The sequence below is a fragment of the Citrobacter sp. CK191 genome, assembly GCF_030333435.1.
GTDB lineage: Bacteria > Pseudomonadota > Gammaproteobacteria > Enterobacterales > Enterobacteriaceae > Citrobacter_B > Citrobacter_B koseri.
Genome location: NZ_JAOWFX010000030.1, coordinates 1 through 19,525, shown reverse-complemented (window position 1 = coordinate 19,525; position 19,525 = coordinate 1). Strand labels below are relative to the sequence as shown.

Sequence of the window (19,525 nt, the reverse complement as noted above, 5' to 3'; positions counted from 1 at the left end):
ACGAAATCGTTATAATGTGCGACCTTGGTTTCCCGGACAGGGTTTTTAAGCCGCTGAAAGGGTGACAATCGCGCATCAAAGGTATATTTTGTTTTTTACCGGAGAATCGCAGGAGATAGCTGCACGATGGCCGACAAATTACACATTTTGCTTTTAAACGGTCCGAACCTTAATATGCTCGGCACCCGTGAACCTGATAAGTACGGCACCCTGACATTAACGGAAATTGTTAACCGTTTGAATGCAGAGGCCGACGCGCTGAATGTGACGCTGGATCATTTGCAGTCTAACGCGGAGTACGCACTCATCGACCGTATTCATCAGGCTAAAGACACTGTGGACTATATCCTGATTAATCCGGCCGCGTTTACGCACACCAGTGTTGCGATTCGCGATGCGCTGCTCGCGGTGAGCATCCCGTTTATCGAGATTCACCTGAGCAACGTACATGCGCGGGAACCGTTTCGCCAGCATTCGTATCTTTCCGATATTGCGGCTGGTGTCATTTGCGGATTCGGCGCTGACGGTTACTCATACGCTTTACAGACGGCGGTAAAACGCCTGTCACAATCACACTAAACAAAGAGTACGGAACCCACTCATGGATATTCGTAAGATTAAAAAACTGATCGAGCTGGTTGAAGAATCAGGCATCTCCGAACTGGAAATTTCTGAAGGCGAAGAGTCTGTGCGCATCAGCCGCACCGCGCCAAACGCAGGTTTTCCAGTGATGCAACAAGCTTATGCTGCGCCAATGCAGCAGCCAGCTCTGTCTAACGCTGTCGCTCCGGCGGCTGTTCCAGCAATGGAAGCGCCTGCTGCATCAGCGGAAATCAGTGGTCACATCGTACGTTCCCCAATGGTTGGTACTTTCTACCGCACCCCGAGCCCGGATGCGAAAGCATTCGTCGAAGTCGGTCAGAAAGTTAACGCGGGCGATACCCTGTGCATCGTTGAAGCCATGAAAATGATGAACCAGATCGAAGCCGATAAATCCGGCGTGGTGAAAGCAATTCTGGTCGAAAGTGGTCAGCCGGTAGAATTTGACGAGCCGCTGGTCGTCATCGAATAACGAGGCGAACATGCTGGATAAAATTGTCATCGCCAACCGTGGCGAGATTGCACTGCGTATTCTTCGTGCCTGTAAAGAACTGGGTATCAAGACCGTGGCTGTGCACTCAAGCGCGGATCGCGATTTAAAACACGTATTGCTGGCGGATGAGACGGTCTGTATTGGCCCGGCTCCGTCCGTAAAAAGCTATCTGAACATCCCGGCTATCATCAGCGCCGCTGAAATCACCGGCGCGGTGGCAATCCATCCGGGTTACGGCTTCTTGTCTGAGAACGCCAACTTCGCTGAGCAGGTTGAACGCTCCGGCTTTATCTTCATTGGCCCGAAGGCCGACACCATCCGCCTGATGGGCGATAAAGTGTCCGCAATCAGCGCAATGAAACAGGCTGGCGTTCCATGCGTACCGGGTTCTGACGGCCCGTTGGGCGACGATATGGATAAAAACCGCGCCATTGCAAAACGCATTGGCTACCCGGTTATTATCAAAGCGTCCGGCGGCGGCGGCGGTCGCGGTATGCGCGTTGTGCGCGGCGATGCCGAACTGGCGCAATCCATTTCCATGACCAAAGCGGAAGCGAAAGCAGCCTTCAGCAATGACATGGTGTACATGGAAAAATACCTGGAAAACCCACGCCACATCGAAATTCAGGTGTTGGCTGACGGTCAGGGTAACGCTATCTATCTGGCAGAACGTGACTGCTCCATGCAGCGTCGTCACCAGAAAGTGGTCGAAGAAGCGCCAGCGCCGGGCATTACCCCGGAACTGCGTCGTTACATCGGCGAGCGTTGCTCCAAAGCGTGTGTCGATATCGGCTATCGCGGAGCAGGTACGTTTGAGTTCCTGTTCGAAAACGGCGAGTTCTATTTCATCGAAATGAACACCCGTATTCAGGTAGAACACCCGGTTACTGAAATGATCACCGGCGTTGACCTGATCAAAGAACAGTTGCGTATCGCTGCGGGCCAGCCGCTGTCCATCAAGCAGGAAGAAGTTGTGGTGAAAGGCCATGCGGTAGAATGCCGTATCAACGCCGAAGACCCGAACACCTTCCTGCCAAGCCCGGGTAAAATCACGCGCTTCCACGCGCCGGGCGGCTTTGGCGTACGCTGGGAGTCCCATATCTACGCGGGTTACACCGTACCGCCGTACTATGACTCCATGATCGGCAAGCTGATCTGCTACGGTGAAAACCGTGACGTGGCGATTGCCCGTATGAAAAACGCATTGCAGGAACTGATCATTGATGGCATCAAAACCAACATTGACCTGCAAACCCGCATCATGAACGACGAGCACTTCCAGCACGGTGGCACCAACATCCACTATCTGGAGAAGAAACTCGGTCTTCAGGAAAAATAAGCGTGCGTTAACTGAAAAAGGCCGGTTTTCCGGCCTTTTGTTTTTTTCCCTCCGGTACATCCCATAAGGTACAATCCCCGCTTTCTTCATCCACAAGGGACAAAAAATGGACACGCGTTTTGTTCAGGCCAACAAAGAGGCGCGTTGGGCGCTGTGGCTGACCCTTCTGTATCTGGCTGCGTGGTTGGTGACTGCTTACTTACCAGGCGCGGCACCCGGCATAACGGGCCTTCCGCACTGGTTTGAAATGGCCTGCCTGCTGACGCCGCTTGTTTTCATTTTACTGTGCTGGGCTATGGTGAAATTTATCTATCGCGACATTCCTCTGGAGGACGATGATGCAGCTTGAAGTCATTCTGCCGCTTATCGCCTATCTGCTGGTGGTGTTTGGTCTGTCGGTCTATGCCATGCGAAAAAGGACGACGGGCACCTTCCTGAATGAGTATTTCCTCGGTAGTCGTTCGATGGGCGGAATTGTATTGGCGATGACGCTGACCGCCACCTACATCAGCGCCAGCTCATTTATCGGCGGCCCGGGCGCGGCCTATAAATACGGCCTGGGCTGGGTATTGCTGGCGATGATCCAGTTACCCGCCGTCTGGCTCTCGCTGGGTATTCTGGGTAAGAAGTTCGCTATTCTGGCGCGGCGCTACAACGCCGTCACCCTTAACGATATGCTGTTTGCCCGCTATCAAAGCCGTCTGCTGGTCTGGCTGGCAAGCCTCAGCCTGCTGGTGGCTTTCGTCGGGGCGATGACCGTACAGTTTATTGGCGGCGCGCGCCTGCTTGAGACCGCAGCGGGCATCCCCTACGAAACAGGGCTGTTAATCTTTGGCGTCAGCATCGCGTTGTATACCGCATTTGGCGGTTTTCGCGCCAGCGTGCTCAACGATACGATGCAGGGCATGGTCATGCTGATTGGCACCATCGTCCTGTTGGTCGGCGTGGTTCATGCGGCAGGCGGCCTCGGACACGCGGTCGAAACCCTGCAAACGATCGACCCGAAACTGGTGACGCCGCAGGGCGCGGATGACATTCTGTCACCGACCTTTATGACCTCATTCTGGGTGCTGGTGTGCTTTGGCGTGATCGGCCTGCCGCATACTGCCGTGCGTTGCATCTCCTATAAAGACAGTAAAGCGGTGCATCGCGGCATTATCATCGGCACGATTGTGGTGGCGATCCTGATGTTCGGTATGCACCTGGCGGGCGCGCTGGGACGGGCGGTGATTCCTGACCTGACCGTACCGGACCTGGTCATTCCAACGCTGATGGTTAAGGTTCTGCCGCCGATTGCCGCCGGCATCTTTCTCGCCGCGCCGATGGCGGCCATTATGTCGACAATCAATGCCCAGTTGCTGCAAAGTTCCGCTACGATCATTAAAGATCTCTATCTGAATATTCGCCCGGAGCAAATGCATAACGAAACTCGCCTGAAGCGGATGTCAGCCATCATCACGCTGCTGTTAGGTGCGTTGCTACTGCTCGCAGCCTGGAAACCGCCGGAAATGATTATCTGGCTTAACCTGCTGGCTTTCGGCGGCCTGGAAGCGGTGTTCTTATGGCCGCTGGTGCTGGGCCTGTACTGGGAGCGTGCAAACGCGACAGGCGCGCTAAGCGCCATGATCATTGGCGGCGTGTTGTATGCCGTGCTCGCCACCTTTAACGTTCAGTACCTGGGCTTTCACCCCATCGTGCCCTCGCTACTGCTCAGTTTATTGGCTTTTCTGGCCGGAAACCGTTTTGGTTCATCTGCCCAGCAAGCCACCTTATTGACTACTGATAAATAAAGAGTTTTGCCATGCCGTGGATCCAACTGAAACTGAATACGACCGGTACGAACGCCGAAGAACTTAGCGATGCGCTGGTGGAAACCGGCGCGGTCTCTGTGACCTTCCAGGACACGCACGACACGCCGGTATTTGAGCCGCTGCCAGGTGAAACGCGTCTGTGGGGCGATACCGACGTTATCGGCCTGTTCGATGCCGAAACCGACATGAAAGAGGTGGTGGCAATCCTTGAGCATCATCCGCTGCTGGGCGCGGGTTTCGCGCATAAGATTGAGCAACTGGAAGATAAAGACTGGGAACGCGAATGGATGGACAACTTTCACCCGATGCGCTTTGGCGAGCGTCTGTGGATTTGCCCGAGCTGGCGCGATGTACCGGATGAGAACGCCGTCAACGTCATGCTGGACCCGGGTCTGGCCTTCGGTACTGGCACGCATCCCACCACATCCCTCTGCCTGCAATGGCTCGACGGGCTTGATCTGAACGGTAAGACGGTGATCGACTTTGGCTGCGGTTCCGGCATCCTGGCGATTGCCGCATTAAAACTGGGCGCAGCGAAAGCTATCGGGATCGATATCGATCCGCAGGCGATCCAGGCCAGCCGTGATAACGCAGAGCGCAACGGCGTATCTGAGCGTCTGGAGCTCTATCTCCCCAAAGACCAGCCAGAAGCCATGAAAGCCGATGTGGTGGTCGCTAACATCCTGGCTGGCCCATTACGTGAACTGGCCCCGTTAATCAGCGTACTGCCCGTTGAGGGCGGTTTACTGGGGCTTTCCGGTATCCTGGCCAGCCAGGCGGAAAGCGTATGCGAAGCCTATACCGAACTCTTTACGCTCGACCCGGTGGTAGAGAAAGAAGAGTGGTGCCGCATTACCGGTCGTAAAAAATAATCAGTCCTTTCCGGCGTGGTCATCTGGCCACGCCTTTTTCACACGATTCGCTTTCCTCTCCTGCTCGTCACCGATACAATATTCTTTATAATTGATTGATTTATATAATGTTATGTTGTTTTCAATTCATCGGGTAAATGCATGAAGTTAATTTCTTTGGCCACTGCCTTTCTGGCAATCTGTATGATGCCCGTTTCCGTTTCGGCAACTGACTGGAGCTATGAAGGCGACACCTCTCCCGCGCACTGGGGTGAAATCAATAAAGCATACAAACTGTGCCAGACCGGGATGAGCCAGTCCCCTGTTGATATTCTCACCACGAATGAAATCCAGCTCCCACCACTTAACGTACAGTACATCGATCGCGCCGACATGCTCCTGAACGTTAACCACACTCTTCAGGCAACAATGAACCCCTATTCTTCTGCTTCCACTCAGATTGACGATCGGCCTTATGCTTTAGCAGAATTTCATTTTCATGCCCCAAGTGAAAATACCATCAATGGTAAACACTATGCGATGGAGCTGCACCTGACGCACAAAAACCAGGAAGGTGAGATTGCCGTTGTTGCCGTCATGTTTGATATCGGTGAGCCAAATGAGGCAATTGAACGTTTATGGCAATCCATCCCGGCAACCCCGGGCGACAGCATACCGTTGCTTTCCCCCGTCGATATCAATCTGCTGTTGCCGGAAGACAGAACCTACTGGCGCTTTAGCGGTTCGTTAACGACGCCTCCCTGTAGCGAAGGCGTAACCTGGATTGTCCTGAAACAGCCTATGACGCTTTCTGCCGGTCAACTGGAAAAATTTCGCCATACGATACACCCTGCCAACAATCGCCCTGTCCAGCCTTTGAATGGCCGCGTCATTAACGAATGGTCGATACCGACGCTTCGCGATCCTGTCCTGAAATGAGGCGGCGATCACACTATGAAACGATAATCTGCTGGTTAAATCAGCAGATTATGTTGTCCAGCCGTCAGCCATAGAAGAAAAAATGATAAGTTACGCAAAATTGTAAGCGTATAAAAATTCGGCCTCATTTTATAACGCAATGATTTATAAAGTTAATTAATTCTCATCGTTCATCTTAACTGCGATTCTTTGATCCACCTCAGAGGATTGGTCAAAGTTTGGCCTTTCATCTCGTGCAAAAAATGCGTAATATACGCCGCCTTGCAGTCACAGTATGGTCATTTCTTAACTCATGCGCATCGGACAATACCAGCTTAGAAATCGCCTGATCGCAGCGCCCATGGCTGGCATTACTGACAGACCTTTTCGGACGCTGTGCTATGAGATGGGAGCAGGATTGACGGTATCCGAGATGATGTCTTCTAACCCGCAGGTTTGGGAAAGCGACAAATCTCGTTTACGGATGGTGCACGTTGATGAGCCAGGCGTTCGCACGGTGCAAATCGCCGGTAGCGACCCTGTTGAGATGGCCGATGCCGCACGTATTAACGTGGAAAGCGGCGCCCAGATTATTGATATCAATATGGGGTGTCCGGCTAAAAAAGTGAATCGCAAGCTCGCAGGTTCAGCCCTCTTGCAGTACCCGGATTTAGTGAAGTCGATACTAACCGAGGTCGTGAGTGCAGTGGACGTTCCTGTCACCCTGAAGATTCGCACCGGCTGGGCCCCGGAACACCGTAACTGCGTAGAGATTGCCCAACTGGCTGAAGACTGTGGCATTCAGGCTCTGACCATTCATGGACGCACCCGCGCCTGTTTGTTCAATGGAGATGCTGAATACGACAGTATTCGGGCAGTTAAGCAGAAAGTTTCCATTCCGATTATCGCGAATGGCGACATTACTGACCCGCATAAAGCCAGAGCTGTGCTCAACTATACGGGGGCGGATGCCCTGATGATAGGCCGCGCAGCTCAGGGAAGACCCTGGATCTTTCGGGAAATCCAGCATTATCTGGACACTGGGGAGTTGCTACCCCCCCTGCCTTTGGCAGAGGTTAAGCGCTTGCTTTGCGCGCATGTTCGGGAACTGCATGACTTTTATGGCCAGGCAAAAGGGTACCGAATTGCACGTAAACACGTCTCCTGGTATCTCCAGGAGCACGCTCCAAATGACCAGTTTCGGCGCACATTCAACGCCATTGAGGATGCCAGCGAACAGCTGGAGGCGTTGGAGGCATACTTCGAAAATTTTGCGTAATGAAATAAAGAGCTGACAGAACTATGTTCGAACAACGCGTAAATTCTGACGTACTGACCGTTTCTACCGTTAACTCTCAGGATCAGGTGACTCAAAAGCCCCTGCGTGACTCGGTTAAACAGGCACTGAAGAACTATTTTGCTCAACTGAACGGTCAGGATGTTAATGACCTCTATGAGCTGGTACTGGCTGAAGTAGAACAGCCCCTGTTGGACATGGTGATGCAATACACCCGTGGTAACCAGACCCGTGCTGCCCTGATGATGGGCATCAACCGTGGTACGCTGCGTAAAAAATTGAAAAAATACGGCATGAACTAATTTCGATTAGCTAATTGCTTGTTTAAAAAGGCGCTACTCGGCATGGGGAAGCGCCTTTTTTATTCGCGTCAGACAGGAGTTTGTTCATGAATGTCGGATTTGAGCCGCAATATTTTGGCGATGAATCGAAGAAGATCATTCACGGTGATGCGCTTTCAGAATTGAAAAAACTGCCCCCGGAAAGTGCCGATTTAATTTTTGCCGACCCGCCCTACAACATCGGAAAAAATTTTGACGGTCTGGTGGAGTCCTGGGACGAAGAGACCTTTTTGGCCTGGCTGTTTGAATGCATTGATGAGTGCCATCGGGTGCTGAAAAAACACGGCACGATGTACATCATGAACAGCACGGAGAACATGCCCTATCTCGACCTCAAATGCAGGAAACTGTTCGATATCAAAAGCCGCATCATATGGTCGTACGACAGCTCAGGCGTGCAGGCCAAAAAGTATTTTGGCTCAATGTATGAACCCATCCTGATGATGGTAAAAGATGCGAAGAACTATACGTTTAATCGTGATGACATCCTGGTTGAAACCAAAACCGGCGCAAAAAGAGCGTTGATCGATTACCGCAAAAATCCACCCCAGCCCTACAACACGCAAAAAGTCCCCGGAAACGTCTGGGATTTTCCCCGCGTCCGCTACTTAATGGATGAGTATGAGAACCATCCCACGCAAAAACCCAGAGCGCTGTTGAGCCGGATCATCCTGGCCTCCTCAAACCCGGGCGACACGGTGTTAGATCCCTTCGCCGGAAGCTTCACGACGGGCGCCGTAGCCGTGGAAACCGGGCGCAAATTTGTCGGCATCGAAATCAACAATGAATACGTAAAAATGGGCATCAGAAGGCTGAACGTCACCTCTCACTATGCGGAAAACGAGCTGGCAAAGGTGAAAAAGCGCAAGACAACAAACCTGTCCAAAAAGAGCCGAATGACCGAAATGACGGATACGTCTCAGGTGAAGTAAAAGCATTGTAAGTCTGCTTTTCTGCCGCGTTGTTTCGTGTATATTCCTTGCACGCTTGGGCATGAATACACAGGATTTGGCAATGATTCGTAAGTATTGGTGGCTGGTTGTTTTCGCAGTCTCCGTTTTCCTTTTTGACGCATTACTCATGCAGTGGATCGAACTGATGACAACGGAATACGATAAATGCCGCAACATGAATTCGGTTAACCCGCTCAAACTCGTCAACTGCGCCGACCTTGAGTAGTACGCCAGCCAGTTCTATGCAAATTATGCCGACGCACAGTTGGGGATAACCGTTACGCTTCCACGACCGGCTTGTTATTCTGCGTTAATACCATCACATTGCCATTCGGAACTAACATTTTTAATACATTATCCACTAATTGCGGCGCCTGCTTATAGAGATCATAACTGGAAGGATTCATTAACCAGTTCTTTACGATTCCGCTAAAACTGCCATGAAGCACAATTAAATTGACCTCGACATCAAGACCGGTCGCAATCAGTCCTTTATTCATACATTGCTGTAATGCTTCACGCATTATCTGATAACTGAAGCCTATTTTTTCCCGAATATCCTGCTCTGATATCATATCATTATGAAATTCACATTTATGATATAAAATCTGCATTAATGCCTGTTGTCGGGGCACCTCAGCAATATATTGCAAAGCGGCAATCAGTTTTTCACGCAAATTCTGTAGCGGATTATCGCCCCCACACGTTGTTAACCTGTCCTGAATGAGATCGCGTAGCGGCGGTTGCTGACCCCATACCTCATTAAACAACTGCGTCTTGTTCTCAAAATGCCAATAGATAGCGCCCCGCGTAACATTCGCAGCGTCTGCAATGTCGTTTAGCGTGGTGCTGCCGACCCCGTGCAAGGCGAACTGTACGATCGCTGTTTCAATCAAGTGTTGTCGGGTTCTGAGGGCGTCCGCTTTTGTTTTCCTGGCCATAATGAAGTGTGTCTGAAACCGAAGGATGACAGTAAATACTGTTCAGGGATAACGCGCAAATGTATCACTTCATTTTTATTTAAACGAGATCCCTCGTGTATTATTACGCACAATACATCCAAATAAATAATAAATACAAATGAATCAAATAAAACTATTCACCAAAAGAATGTATATTTCTATTTGTGTTAATGAAAGACAGGGTTTTACTTTTCCACCGCATTATGAAACGACAGGATATTAATCTTTTTTTGCTTTTACGTGCCGTGCATGACGACCGGAAATAAGTATTGCTTACATCACGAGCTGATAATTTGTAGGATAGCCAACTGCTATTTTATTTGTGCGCGTTAACGCCTTACCGTTATCCGGTAAATAACGAGCTTCGGTTTTCTAAGGAACAGTAATGACGAAACATGCCAGGTTTGCACTCCTGCCCTCATTCATCATAATCTCCGCTGCGTTACTCGCCGGTTGTAACGATCAGGGAGATACGCAAGCTCACCCTGCTGAGCCGCAAGTCACCGTCCACGTAGTCGAATCTGCTCCCTTAGCGGTGACGACTGAGCTGCCGGGGCGCACGACGCCATTTCGTATTGCGGAAGTCCGGCCTCAGGTCAGCGGCATTGTACTGAAAAGGAATTTCACCGAAGGTAGCGATATCGAAGCAGGCCAGTCGCTTTATCAGATTGACCCGGCGACTTATCAGGCTGATTACGACAGCGCCAAAGGCGAGCTGGCAAAAAGCGAAGCTGCCGCCGCCATTGCGCACTTAACGGTTAAACGCTACGTTCCGCTGGTTGGCACAAAATACATTAGCCAACAAGAGTACGACCAGGCCATCGCCGATGCTCGTCAGGCTGATGCCGCCGTTATCGCCGCAAAAGCCGCAGTAGAAAGCGCGCGCATCAACCTCGCCTACACCAAAGTGACTTCGCCGATCAGCGGCCGCATTGGTAAATCCAGTGTCACCGAAGGCGCGCTGGTGACCAATGGTCAGGCAACCGAACTGGCGACCGTGCAACAGCTTGACCCTATTTACGTTGATGTGACGCAGTCCAGCAGCGATTTTATGCGTCTCAGGCAGTCCGTCGAGCAGGGTAGCCTGCACAAAGACAACACCCGCAGCAACGTCGAGTTGGTAATGGAAAATGGTCAGGCGTACCCGCTGAAAGGCACGCTGCAATTTTCCGACGTCACGGTAGATGAAAGTACCGGTTCTATCACCCTTCGGGCTGTTTTCCCCAATCCTCAGCACACCCTGCTTCCCGGTATGTTTGTCCGCGCGCGAATTGATGAAGGCATTCAGCCCAATGCCATTCTCGTTCCACAGCAGGGCGTAACGCGCACGCCGCGTGGCGATGCGATGGTGATGATCGTCAATGATAAAGATCAGGTTGAAGCGCGCGACGTTATCGCTACTCAGGCGATCGGCGATAAATGGTTAATCAGCAAAGGGTTGCAACCGGGCGACAAAGTTATCGTCAGCGGCTTGCAGAAAGCCCGCCCGGGCGAACAGGTTAAAGCCACCACCGATGCCCCTGCGGCGAATGCAGCGCAATAAGGTAACCGGACATGGCAAACTTTTTTATTAATCGCCCGATTTTTGCCTGGGTTCTGGCCATCATTCTCATGATGGCTGGCGCCCTGGCGATCATGCAGCTGCCCGTTGCGCAGTACCCGACCATCGCGCCGCCCGCCGTTGCGATTTCCGCAACCTACCCGGGAGCGGACGCGCAAACGGTGCAGGATACCGTAACGCAGGTTATCGAACAGAATATGAACGGTATCGATAACCTGATGTATATGTCGTCCACCAGCGACTCGTCCGGTAGCGTAACTATTACGTTGACGTTCCAGTCCGGCACCGACCCGGATATCGCACAGGTTCAGGTACAAAATAAACTGCAACTGGCCATGCCTTTGTTGCCGCAGGAAGTACAGCAGCAAGGTATCAGCGTCGAGAAATCAAGCAGTAGCTTCCTTCTGGTGGCCGGTTTTGTTTCCGACAATAAGAACCTGACGCAGGATGACATTTCCGATTATGTAGCGTCTAACGTTAAAGATACCATCAGCCGGACATCCGGCGTCGGCGACGTCCAACTGTTTGGCGCGCAGTACGCGATGCGTATCTGGCTCGACAGCAATGCGTTAAACAAATACCAACTGACGCCGTTAGATGTTATTAACCAGCTGAAAACGCAGAACAACCAGATTGCCGCAGGCCAACTGGGCGGGACGCCTTCCATCCCGGGACAGCAGCTTAACGCCTCTATCATCGCGCAAACACGACTGAAAACGCCTGAAGAGTTTGGCCGCATCACGCTGAAAGTGAATCAGGATGGTTCGATGGTCCATCTTAAAGATGTGGCCCGCATCGAACTTGGCGGCGAAAACTACAACATGGTGACGAAGATTAATGGCCAGGCGGCGACAGGCCTGGGTATTAAGCTGGCAACCGGCGCGAACGCGCTGGATACGGCAGCGGCCATTAAAGCGAAGCTTGCGGAACTACAGCCGTTCTTCCCGCAAGGGTTGAAAGTGGTCTACCCGTATGACACTACGCCGTTTGTGAAAATATCGATTCATGAAGTGGTGAAAACGCTGTTTGAAGCGATCATCCTCGTTTTCCTGGTCATGTATCTTTTCCTGCAAAACATACGTGCGACGTTGATACCGACCATTGCGGTACCGGTTGTACTGCTGGGTACATTCGCCATCCTGGCGGCGTTCGGTTTCTCTATTAATACGTTAACAATGTTCGGGATGGTGCTCGCCATCGGCTTGCTGGTCGATGACGCTATCGTCGTCGTGGAAAACGTCGAACGCGTGATGGTGGAAGAAAAGCTACCGCCCAAAGAAGCGACCCAGAAATCAATGTCGCAGATTCAGGGCGCGCTGGTGGGGATCGCGATGGTGCTTTCCGCCGTATTTGTGCCGATGGCCTTCTTTGGCGGCTCAACCGGCGCGATTTACCGCCAGTTCTCGCTGACTATCGTTTCTGCAATGGCGCTTTCTGTACTGGTTGCGCTCATCCTGACGCCTGCGCTTTGCGCCACGCTGCTTAAGCCTGCGTCTGCCGATCACCATGAAAAGAAAGGTGGCTTCTTCGGGTGGTTTAACACGCTGTTTGAGAAAAGCGTCGGGCATTACAGTAACAGCGTCAGCGGTATTTTGCGCAAGACCGGGCGTTATTTGCTGCTGTATGTCCTTATCGTCGGCGGCATGGCCATTTTGTTCCTGCGCTTACCCACCTCCTTCCTGCCAGAAGAAGATCAGGGCGTATTCATGACGATGGTGCAGTTACCGGCTGGCGCGACGCAGACGCGTACGCAGCAGGTGCTGGATCAGATTCAGAACTACTATCTGAACCAGGAAAAAGCCAACGTTGAATCCGTCTTTACCGTGAATGGTTTTAGCTTTAGCGGACAGGGGCAGAACTCCGGTATTGTCTTTATTAGCCTGAAGCCCTGGGAAGAACGCCCCGGCGAAGAAAATGGCGTAGAAGCGATCGTTGCCCGCGCAACCAGGGCATTCAGCCAGATAAAGGATGGTCTTGTCTTCCCGTTCAACCTGCCCGCGATTATTGAGCTGGGTACGGCAACGGGGTTTGACTTTGAACTGATCGATCAGGCGAACCTGGGTCACACGGAACTCACCAAAGCCCGGAACCAGTTGCTGGGTATGATAAAAGAGCATCCCGACCTGCTGGTTCGTGTACGCCCTAACGGACTGGAAGATACGCCACAGTTCAAGCTGGATGTCGATCAGGAAAAAGCACAGGCCCTGGGAGTCAGCCTGTCAGACATCAACCAGACGATTTCCACCGCGCTTGGCGGTACGTACGTGAATGATTTCATCGATCATGGACGAGTGAAGAAAGTCTATGTCCAGGCGGATGCGCCGTTCCGCATGTTGCCCGGTGACATCAACAATCTGTATGTCCGTAGCGCAAACGGTGAAATGGTTCCGTTCTCCACCTTCAGTTCGGCACGGTGGATTTACGGCTCACCACGTCTGGAACGCTACAACGGTATGCCTTCAATGGAGCTGTTGGGTGAAGCGGCGCCCGGCAGAAGTACCGGGGAAGCGATGGCATTAATGGAAAGCCTGGCGGCAAAATTACCGAACGGTATTGGTCATGACTGGACTGGCATGTCGTATCAGGAGCGCCTCTCCGGCAACCAGGCTCCAGCGTTGTATGCAATCTCACTGATTGTGGTCTTCCTTTGCCTGGCTGCATTGTATGAAAGCTGGTCCATTCCGTTCTCCGTTATGCTCGTCGTACCGCTCGGCGTGGTCGGCGCATTGCTGGCCGCCTCGCTTCGCGGACTGAATAACGACGTTTACTTCCAGGTTGGCCTGCTCACAACCATTGGTCTTTCTGCTAAAAACGCCATCCTGATTGTAGAGTTTGCCAAAGATCTGATGGAGAAAGAGGGACGAGGGTTGATTGAGGCAACGCTTGAAGCGTCGCGTATGCGTTTACGCCCAATCCTGATGACATCTCTGGCGTTCATCCTCGGCGTTATGCCGCTGGTTATCAGTCATGGCGCAGGCAGTGGCGCGCAAAATGCGGTGGGAACGGGGGTTATGGGAGGAATGCTGACGGCGACATTGCTGGCAATCTTCTTCGTTCCGGTCTTCTTTGTGGTCGTGAGACGTCGTTTTAACCGGCATCATGATTAACCACTAAAATTACGGCGCCCTCGGGCGCCTTTTTCCAAAATAATTATCCATTTATGTATTAAAAAGATAGTCATTTATTTTCCCTGCTATTTACCAGACATGCACCGCTTAGCCATCCTTTTCTCCATTATTTTTACAATCCACATGAATTGAAATTATTCCATATGCGGGTGCCTTTTTAAGGCGTGATAAAATAGCGCCGGGTTCGCAGCTAGCGGAGCATTCGACTTTGCTGGATGTAGCGAAACGTTTATTTTTGAGGTAACACCATGAAAAGATTAATTCCTGTTGCATTGCTCACAACCTTGCTGGCGGGGTGTGCGCATGACTCTCCTTGCGTTCCGGTTTATGACGACCAGGGTCGTCTGGTTCATACCAATACCTGTATGAAGGGCACCACGCAAGATAACTGGGAAACAGCGGGGGCGATTGCCGGTGGCGCAGCCGCTGTCGCAGGCCTGACGCTGGGGATTGTTGCCCTGACGAAATAGGTTTTATTAAAAGCGCGGCAACCCGCGCTTTTAATATAAGACAAAGCTCTGGACAATCGATTTATTATTAATCATCAATTATAGATTTCTCTCACATATCTACTCTATAAGATTGGCGCTTTTCATTATTCTGTCTTAGTGAAACTGCATTTATCATACTTATCCTGCCGATATTAACGGGCGAAATCGTTATTCCGCACAGCGCCCGTAAATTTAAATATTTTGCTCCAAAATGTGGCTTACGTTTCATTTTCGCACCATTTCAGGGCGCTGCATTTATTTTTTCCTGTCTACACTCTGCATATTGCGTCGAGCATTCGTTCGCAAAACCTGGCACTACCTTTGCTTAAAAGAGTATGGCCAAAGCCACAGACAGGTAAAGACGTTCCAGAACGTCTCTCTATAACGATAATTTCTCCACACAGGATGCATTATGAAAAAGATGATGATAGCCAGCCTGGCTGCGGTCGGCGTGCTGCTTGCTGTTGCAAATCAGGCGCATGCTGGCGCAACACTGGATGCCGTAAAGAAAAAAGGATTCGTACAATGTGGGATCAGTGACGGCCTGCCTGGTTTTTCTTATGCAGATGCAAGCGGTAAATTCACGGGTATTGACGTCGATGTTTGTCGTGGCGTTGCCGCAGCCGTCTTTGGCGATGATACAAAAGTAAAATATACCCCACTCACTGCAAAGGAACGCTTCACCGCCTTGCAATCCGGCGAAGTCGATCTGTTATCCCGTAATACAACCTGGACCTCTTCACGCGACGCAGGTATGGGCATGTCATTCACTGGCGTGACGTATTACGACGGGATTGGTTTCCTGACGCATAACAAAGCGGGGTTAAAAAGCGCTAAAGAGCTGGACGGCGCCACCGTCTGTATACAGGCAGGCACGGATACCGAACTGAACGTGGCCGATTACTTTAAAGCCAACAAAATGAAATACACCCCGGTCACTTTTGATCGCTCTGATGAGTCAGCCAAAGCGCTGGAATCGGGCCGCTGTGACACGCTGGCTTCTGACCAGTCTCAGTTATATGCCCTGCGAATCAAGCTGAGCGACCCTGCCGAATGGATCGTCTTGCCTGAAGTCATCTCAAAAGAGCCTCTGGGGCCCGTTGTGCGCCGTGGTGATGATGAGTGGTTCTCTGTCGTCCGCTGGACGCTGTTCGCTATGCTGAATGCTGAAGAAATGGGGATTAACTCGCAGAACGTAGATGAGAAAGCGGCGAATCCGGCAACACCGGACATGGCGCATTTGTTGGGCAAAGAAGGGGATTACGGTAAGGATCTGAAACTGGATAACAAATGGGCCTACAACATCATTAAACAGGTTGGTAACTACGCGGAGATCTTTGAACGTAACGTGGGATCGGAAAGCCCGCTGAAGATCAAACGAGGCCAGAACAATCTCTGGAATAATGGCGGCATTCAGTACGCACCACCCGTACGCTAAGCCGTTGTGATGTAACGGGCGCCGCACCTGCGGCGCTCAGCCCAGAGTTATGGTTACCGAGGTTTTCTTATGTCCCATCGCCGCTCAACCGTGAAAGGAATACTCTCCTTTTCTAACCCTGCGGTCCGCGCCTGGTTATTTCAAATACTCGCCGTTATTGCGGTTGTCAGTGTTGCGGTCTATTTAATTCATAATACGATTAACAATCTGAGCAGCCGGGGGATTACCTCAGGATTCGCGTTTCTCGATCGCAGCGCCGGGTTCGGTATTGTTCAGCACCTGATCGACTACGAGCAAGGGGATACATACGGTCGCGTCTTTCTGGTCGGCTTGCTCAATACCCTGTTGGTCTCAGCACTGTGTATTGTTTTTGCGTCATTTTTAGGTTTTTTCCTCGGCCTTGCACGCCTGTCGGATAACTGGTTATTGCGTAAGTTATCGACCATTTACATCGAAACCTTTCGCAATATTCCGCCATTGCTGCAAATCTTCTTCTGGTACTTTGCCGTCCTGCGTAATTTACCCGGGCCACGGCAGGCGGTCAGCGCGCTGGATTTGGTTTTTCTGAGTAATCGGGGACTCTATATTCCGGCACCACAGCTGGGTGAAGGCGTTATCGCTTTTTGCATGGCAATCCTTCTGGCGATCGTCATCTCCACCGGGCTCTTTCGCTTCAATAAAACGCACCAGATTAAGACGGGGCAATTGCGCCGAACATGGCCTACGGCGTTGGCGCTCATCGTGCTATTGCCGGCTGTCGCTCAGTGGCTATTTGGCGCGGCGCTGCACTGGGATGTGCCCGAGTTACGCGGGTTTAACTTCCGGGGAGGAATGGCATTAATTCCAGAACTGGCTGCGTTGACGCTGGCGCTTTCGGTATACACCTCGGCATTTATTGCTGAGATCATCCGTTCCGGTATCCAGGCGGTTCCCCACGGCCAGCATGAAGCCGCGCGTTCACTGGGTCTCCCTAATCCGGTAACGCTACGCCAGGTCATCATTCCCCAGGCACTGCGCGTGATCATTCCTCCATTGACCAGCCAGTACCTGAATATCGTGAAGAACTCATCGCTTGCCGCCGCTATCGGCTACCCGGATATGGTTTCCCTGTTTGCCGGAACGGTACTGAACCAGACGGGTCAGGCCATTGAAACCATCGCCATCACCATGTCGGTATATCTGATCATCAGCCTCAGTATTTCCCTGCTGATGAATATTTATAACCGCCGTATCGCCCTGATTGAGCGCTAAGGAACCATGATGACAAAAGCTCTTCTGTCTCATCCCATGCGCCCGGCCAATAACGGCGCAGGTCGCATAATTTTGTGGGTACGTAAAAATCTCTTTTCCAGTTGGTCCAATAGCCTGCTAACCCTTTTTTGTCTGTGGCTCATGTGGATACTCATTCCCCCCTTGCTGAACTGGGCGTTTCTACAGGCTAACTGGGTGGGTTCGACGCGTGCTGATTGTACGAAGGCGGGTGCCTGCTGGGTATTTATTCACGAACGTTTTGGTCAGTTTATGTATGGGCTTTATCCACATGACCAACGCTGGCGCATCAACCTGGCATTACTCGTTGGTCTGGCCTCCATTGTGCCGATGTTCTGGAAAGCAATGCCCCGTCGCGGGCGCTACATCGCCGCATGGGCGGTTATCTATCCCATTGTTGTCTGGTGGCTGATGTATGGCGGTTTCTTCGGGCTGGAGCGGGTAGAAACGCGGCAATGGGGAGGATTAACGCTCACGTTGATCATCGCTTCCGTCGGTATTGCAGGTGCCCTTCCTCTGGGAATTTTGCTGGCGCTGGGCCGTCGCTCTCATATGCCGATCGTTCGGATGCTCTCCGTTATCTTTATCGAGTTCTGGCGAGGCGTACCGTTAATCACCGTGCTGTTTATGTCTTCGGTCATGCTGCCGCTGTTTATGTCGGAAGGAACCAGTATCGACAAACTTATCCGGGCGCTGGTCGGGGTGATCCTTTTTCAGTCTGCCTACGTCGCAGAGGTCGTACGCGGAGGGTTACAGGCATTACCAAAAGGGCAGTATGAGGCCGCGGAATCTCTGGCGCTCGGGTACTGGAAAACCCAGGGACTGGTCATTCTCCCCCAGGCGTTGAAGCTGGTAATCCCGGGTCTGGTGAACACCATTATCGCCCTGTTTAAAGATACCAGCCTGGTGATCATTATCGGTTTATTTGACCTTTTCAGTAGCGTTCAGCAAGCAACTGTTGACCCTGCATGGCTGGGGATGTCGACCGAAGGGTATGTTTTTGCCGCACTGATTTACTGGATTTTCTGCTTCAGCATGTCGCGTTACAGCCAGCATCTGGAGAAACGTTTTAACACCGGGCGTACGCCGCACTGAGGATTTTATGAGCCAATTATTAATTCAACCTGCCGACGCGATGATCACGCTGGAAAACGTCAATAAATGGTACGGTCAGTTTCATGTTCTGAAAGACATTAATCTGAACGTGAAACAGGGGGAGCGTATCGTGCTGTGTGGCCCTTCCGGCTCGGGTAAATCCACGACCATTCGCTGTATTAATCATCTGGAGGAACATCAACAAGGGCGTATTGTGGTAGACGGTATTGAACTCAATGAAGACATTCGCAATATCGAGCGGGTAAGACAGGAAGTCGGTATGGTGTTCCAGCACTTCAACCTCTTCCCACATCTGACGGTACTGCAAAACTGTACTCTGGCACCGATTTGGGTGCGGAAGATGCCAAAGAAAGAAGCTGAAGCACTGGCGATGCATTACCTGGAACGTGTGCGCATCGCTGAGCACGCCCATAAGTTTCCAGGGCAGATTTCCGGCGGGCAACAGCAGCGCGTGGCTATTGCACGTTCGCTATGCATGAAGCCCAAAATTATGCTGTTTGATGAGCCGACTTCCGCGCTGGATCCTGAGATGGTGAAAGAGGTGCTGGATACCATGATTGGTCTGGCACAGTCCGGGATGACAATGCTTTGCGTCACCCACGAAATGGGCTTTGCCCGAACGGTAGCAGACAGGGTGATCTTTATGGATCGCGGTGAAATTGTTGAGCAGGCGCCACCGGAAGAGTTCTTTGCCCATCCTAAATCAGAGCGCACCCGGGCATTTTTATCGCAAGTCATTCACTAACTGCCTGGTGGCGCTGCGCTTATCAGGTGGAACGCGAGCCGGATAAGGCACCGCCGCCATCCGGCAGTTCTCAGGGCGCGTAAACGCAAAAAGGCCCGATCTTTCGACCGGGCCCTTCGCTTGATTTGATGTCTGGCAGTTCCCTACTCTCGCATGGGGAGACCCCACACTACCATCGGCGCTACGGCGTTTCACTTCTGAGTTCGGCATGG

General features: G+C 51.7%; 19 protein-coding genes and 1 rRNA gene. 18 read left to right on the top strand and 2 right to left on the bottom strand.

Annotated features, from left to right (window positions below; all coding sequences use genetic code 11):
- Positions 1 to 126 precede the first annotated feature (126 nt).
- The 11 genes from aroQ to OGV82_RS09480 all read left to right on the top strand — a co-directional run bounded on the left by aroQ (position 127) and on the right by OGV82_RS09480 (position 8,829).
- Positions 127 to 579 (top strand): type II 3-dehydroquinate dehydratase, encoded by a 453-nt coding sequence (aroQ, locus tag OGV82_RS09530; protein ID WP_012135390.1) that lies wholly within the window; start codon positions 127 to 129, stop codon positions 577 to 579.
- A gap of 22 nt (positions 580 to 601) precedes the next feature.
- A complete protein-coding gene (accB, locus tag OGV82_RS09525) occupies positions 602 to 1,072 on the top strand; it encodes an acetyl-CoA carboxylase biotin carboxyl carrier protein (protein WP_012135391.1) in 471 nt (156 codons plus the stop codon).
- Positions 1,073 to 1,082: 10 nt separating this feature from the next.
- Positions 1,083 to 2,432 (top strand): acetyl-CoA carboxylase biotin carboxylase subunit, encoded by a 1,350-nt coding sequence (accC, locus tag OGV82_RS09520; RefSeq protein WP_012135392.1) that lies wholly within the window; start codon positions 1,083 to 1,085, stop codon positions 2,430 to 2,432.
- A gap of 106 nt (positions 2,433 to 2,538) precedes the next feature.
- Positions 2,539 to 2,781 carry a YhdT family protein gene (locus OGV82_RS09515; RefSeq protein WP_012135393.1) on the top strand — a complete coding sequence of 81 codons (243 nt, stop codon included), beginning with the start codon at positions 2,539 to 2,541 and terminating at the stop codon, positions 2,779 to 2,781.
- Positions 2,771 to 4,222 (top strand): sodium/pantothenate symporter, encoded by a 1,452-nt coding sequence (gene panF, locus OGV82_RS09510; protein WP_047460907.1) that lies wholly within the window; start codon positions 2,771 to 2,773, stop codon positions 4,220 to 4,222. The genes OGV82_RS09515 and panF overlap by 11 nt, the downstream gene beginning before the upstream one ends.
- Before the next feature lie 11 nt (positions 4,223 to 4,233).
- Complete coding sequence (gene prmA / locus OGV82_RS09505; protein ID WP_047460904.1) at positions 4,234 to 5,115, top strand: 50S ribosomal protein L11 methyltransferase; 882 nt, start codon at positions 4,234 to 4,236, stop codon at positions 5,113 to 5,115.
- Between the two features lie 141 nt (positions 5,116 to 5,256).
- Positions 5,257 to 6,033, top strand: a complete 777-nt coding sequence (locus tag OGV82_RS09500) for a carbonic anhydrase (protein WP_047460902.1) — start codon at positions 5,257 to 5,259, stop codon at positions 6,031 to 6,033.
- Positions 6,034 to 6,325: 292 nt separating this feature from the next.
- The gene (gene dusB, locus OGV82_RS09495; protein WP_047460900.1) at positions 6,326 to 7,291 is read left to right on the top strand and encodes a tRNA dihydrouridine synthase DusB; all 966 of its coding nucleotides are present in this window, start codon (positions 6,326 to 6,328) and stop codon (positions 7,289 to 7,291) included.
- 23 nt (positions 7,292 to 7,314) lie between these two features.
- Positions 7,315 to 7,611 carry a DNA-binding transcriptional regulator Fis gene (gene fis, locus OGV82_RS09490; protein WP_000462905.1) on the top strand — a complete coding sequence of 99 codons (297 nt, stop codon included), beginning with the start codon at positions 7,315 to 7,317 and terminating at the stop codon, positions 7,609 to 7,611.
- A gap of 86 nt (positions 7,612 to 7,697) precedes the next feature.
- Positions 7,698 to 8,582 carry an adenine-specific DNA-methyltransferase gene (gene yhdJ, locus OGV82_RS09485; protein WP_047460898.1) on the top strand — a complete coding sequence of 295 codons (885 nt, stop codon included), beginning with the start codon at positions 7,698 to 7,700 and terminating at the stop codon, positions 8,580 to 8,582.
- An 82-nt stretch (positions 8,583 to 8,664) separates the two neighbouring features.
- Positions 8,665 to 8,829 carry a DUF2556 family protein gene (locus tag OGV82_RS09480; RefSeq protein ID WP_047460895.1) on the top strand — a complete coding sequence of 55 codons (165 nt, stop codon included), beginning with the start codon at positions 8,665 to 8,667 and terminating at the stop codon, positions 8,827 to 8,829.
- Between the two features lie 52 nt (positions 8,830 to 8,881).
- On the opposite strand, the gene envR is transcribed toward OGV82_RS09480, so the two are convergent.
- The gene (gene envR / locus OGV82_RS09475; RefSeq protein ID WP_047460892.1) at positions 8,882 to 9,544 is read right to left on the bottom strand and encodes an acrEF/envCD operon transcriptional regulator; all 663 of its coding nucleotides are present in this window, start codon (positions 9,542 to 9,544) and stop codon (positions 8,882 to 8,884) included.
- Between the two features lie 406 nt (positions 9,545 to 9,950).
- Here envR and OGV82_RS09470 point away from each other — a divergent pair, with 406 nt between their 5' ends.
- From OGV82_RS09470 to OGV82_RS09440, 7 genes are all read left to right on the top strand, one after another.
- Positions 9,951 to 11,108, top strand: coding sequence for an efflux RND transporter periplasmic adaptor subunit (locus OGV82_RS09470; RefSeq protein WP_047460889.1), 1,158 nt, complete (start codon positions 9,951 to 9,953; stop codon positions 11,106 to 11,108).
- Between the two features lie 11 nt (positions 11,109 to 11,119).
- Complete coding sequence (locus OGV82_RS09465; protein WP_012135402.1) at positions 11,120 to 14,233, top strand: efflux RND transporter permease subunit; 3,114 nt, start codon at positions 11,120 to 11,122, stop codon at positions 14,231 to 14,233.
- Positions 14,234 to 14,502: 269 nt separating this feature from the next.
- A complete protein-coding gene (locus tag OGV82_RS09460; protein ID WP_012135403.1) occupies positions 14,503 to 14,724 on the top strand; it encodes a putative periplasmic lipoprotein in 222 nt (73 codons plus the stop codon).
- Positions 14,725 to 15,157: 433 nt separating this feature from the next.
- Positions 15,158 to 16,183, top strand: coding sequence for an amino acid ABC transporter substrate-binding protein (locus OGV82_RS09455; RefSeq protein ID WP_012135405.1), 1,026 nt, complete (start codon positions 15,158 to 15,160; stop codon positions 16,181 to 16,183).
- Between the two features lie 69 nt (positions 16,184 to 16,252).
- Positions 16,253 to 17,434, top strand: coding sequence for an amino acid ABC transporter permease (locus OGV82_RS09450; protein ID WP_047460884.1), 1,182 nt, complete (start codon positions 16,253 to 16,255; stop codon positions 17,432 to 17,434).
- Positions 17,435 to 17,443: 9 nt separating this feature from the next.
- Positions 17,444 to 18,547, top strand: a complete 1,104-nt coding sequence (locus OGV82_RS09445) for an amino acid ABC transporter permease (RefSeq protein ID WP_024130997.1) — start codon at positions 17,444 to 17,446, stop codon at positions 18,545 to 18,547.
- A gap of 7 nt (positions 18,548 to 18,554) precedes the next feature.
- On the top strand, positions 18,555 to 19,313 hold the full coding sequence (locus OGV82_RS09440; protein ID WP_012135408.1) for an amino acid ABC transporter ATP-binding protein: 759 nt from the start codon (positions 18,555 to 18,557) through the stop codon (positions 19,311 to 19,313).
- A 130-nt stretch (positions 19,314 to 19,443) separates the two neighbouring features.
- Here the strand turns inward: OGV82_RS09440 and rrf are convergent.
- A 5S ribosomal RNA gene (gene rrf, locus OGV82_RS22950) occupies positions 19,444 to 19,525 on the bottom strand; the annotation flags it as partial.

What these genes read in the sequence shown, in the direction of transcription:
- yhdJ (WP_047460898.1), top strand. Translation starts at nt 7,698, where the DNA reads ATGAATGTCGGATTTGAGCCGCAATATTTTGGCGATGAATCGAAGAAG.
- OGV82_RS09470 (WP_047460889.1), top strand. Translation starts at nt 9,951, where the DNA reads ATGACGAAACATGCCAGGTTTGCACTCCTGCCCTCATTCATCATAATC.
- fis (WP_000462905.1), top strand. Translation starts at nt 7,315, where the DNA reads ATGTTCGAACAACGCGTAAATTCTGACGTACTGACCGTTTCTACCGTT.
- OGV82_RS09445 (WP_024130997.1), top strand. Translation starts at nt 17,444, where the DNA reads ATGACAAAAGCTCTTCTGTCTCATCCCATGCGCCCGGCCAATAACGGC.
- prmA (WP_047460904.1), top strand. Translation starts at nt 4,234, where the DNA reads ATGCCGTGGATCCAACTGAAACTGAATACGACCGGTACGAACGCCGAA.
- envR (WP_047460892.1), bottom strand. Translation starts at nt 9,544, where the DNA reads ATGGCCAGGAAAACAAAAGCGGACGCCCTCAGAACCCGACAACACTTG.
- OGV82_RS09460 (WP_012135403.1), top strand. Translation starts at nt 14,503, where the DNA reads ATGAAAAGATTAATTCCTGTTGCATTGCTCACAACCTTGCTGGCGGGG.
- OGV82_RS09465 (WP_012135402.1), top strand. Translation starts at nt 11,120, where the DNA reads ATGGCAAACTTTTTTATTAATCGCCCGATTTTTGCCTGGGTTCTGGCC.
- OGV82_RS09480 (WP_047460895.1), top strand. Translation starts at nt 8,665, where the DNA reads ATGATTCGTAAGTATTGGTGGCTGGTTGTTTTCGCAGTCTCCGTTTTC.
- accC (WP_012135392.1), top strand. Translation starts at nt 1,083, where the DNA reads ATGCTGGATAAAATTGTCATCGCCAACCGTGGCGAGATTGCACTGCGT.
- panF (WP_047460907.1), top strand. Translation starts at nt 2,771, where the DNA reads ATGCAGCTTGAAGTCATTCTGCCGCTTATCGCCTATCTGCTGGTGGTG.
- dusB (WP_047460900.1), top strand. Translation starts at nt 6,326, where the DNA reads ATGCGCATCGGACAATACCAGCTTAGAAATCGCCTGATCGCAGCGCCC.
- aroQ (WP_012135390.1), top strand. Translation starts at nt 127, where the DNA reads ATGGCCGACAAATTACACATTTTGCTTTTAAACGGTCCGAACCTTAAT.
- OGV82_RS09455 (WP_012135405.1), top strand. Translation starts at nt 15,158, where the DNA reads ATGAAAAAGATGATGATAGCCAGCCTGGCTGCGGTCGGCGTGCTGCTT.
- OGV82_RS09440 (WP_012135408.1), top strand. Translation starts at nt 18,555, where the DNA reads ATGAGCCAATTATTAATTCAACCTGCCGACGCGATGATCACGCTGGAA.
- OGV82_RS09450 (WP_047460884.1), top strand. Translation starts at nt 16,253, where the DNA reads ATGTCCCATCGCCGCTCAACCGTGAAAGGAATACTCTCCTTTTCTAAC.
- accB (WP_012135391.1), top strand. Translation starts at nt 602, where the DNA reads ATGGATATTCGTAAGATTAAAAAACTGATCGAGCTGGTTGAAGAATCA.
- OGV82_RS09500 (WP_047460902.1), top strand. Translation starts at nt 5,257, where the DNA reads ATGAAGTTAATTTCTTTGGCCACTGCCTTTCTGGCAATCTGTATGATG.
- OGV82_RS09515 (WP_012135393.1), top strand. Translation starts at nt 2,539, where the DNA reads ATGGACACGCGTTTTGTTCAGGCCAACAAAGAGGCGCGTTGGGCGCTG.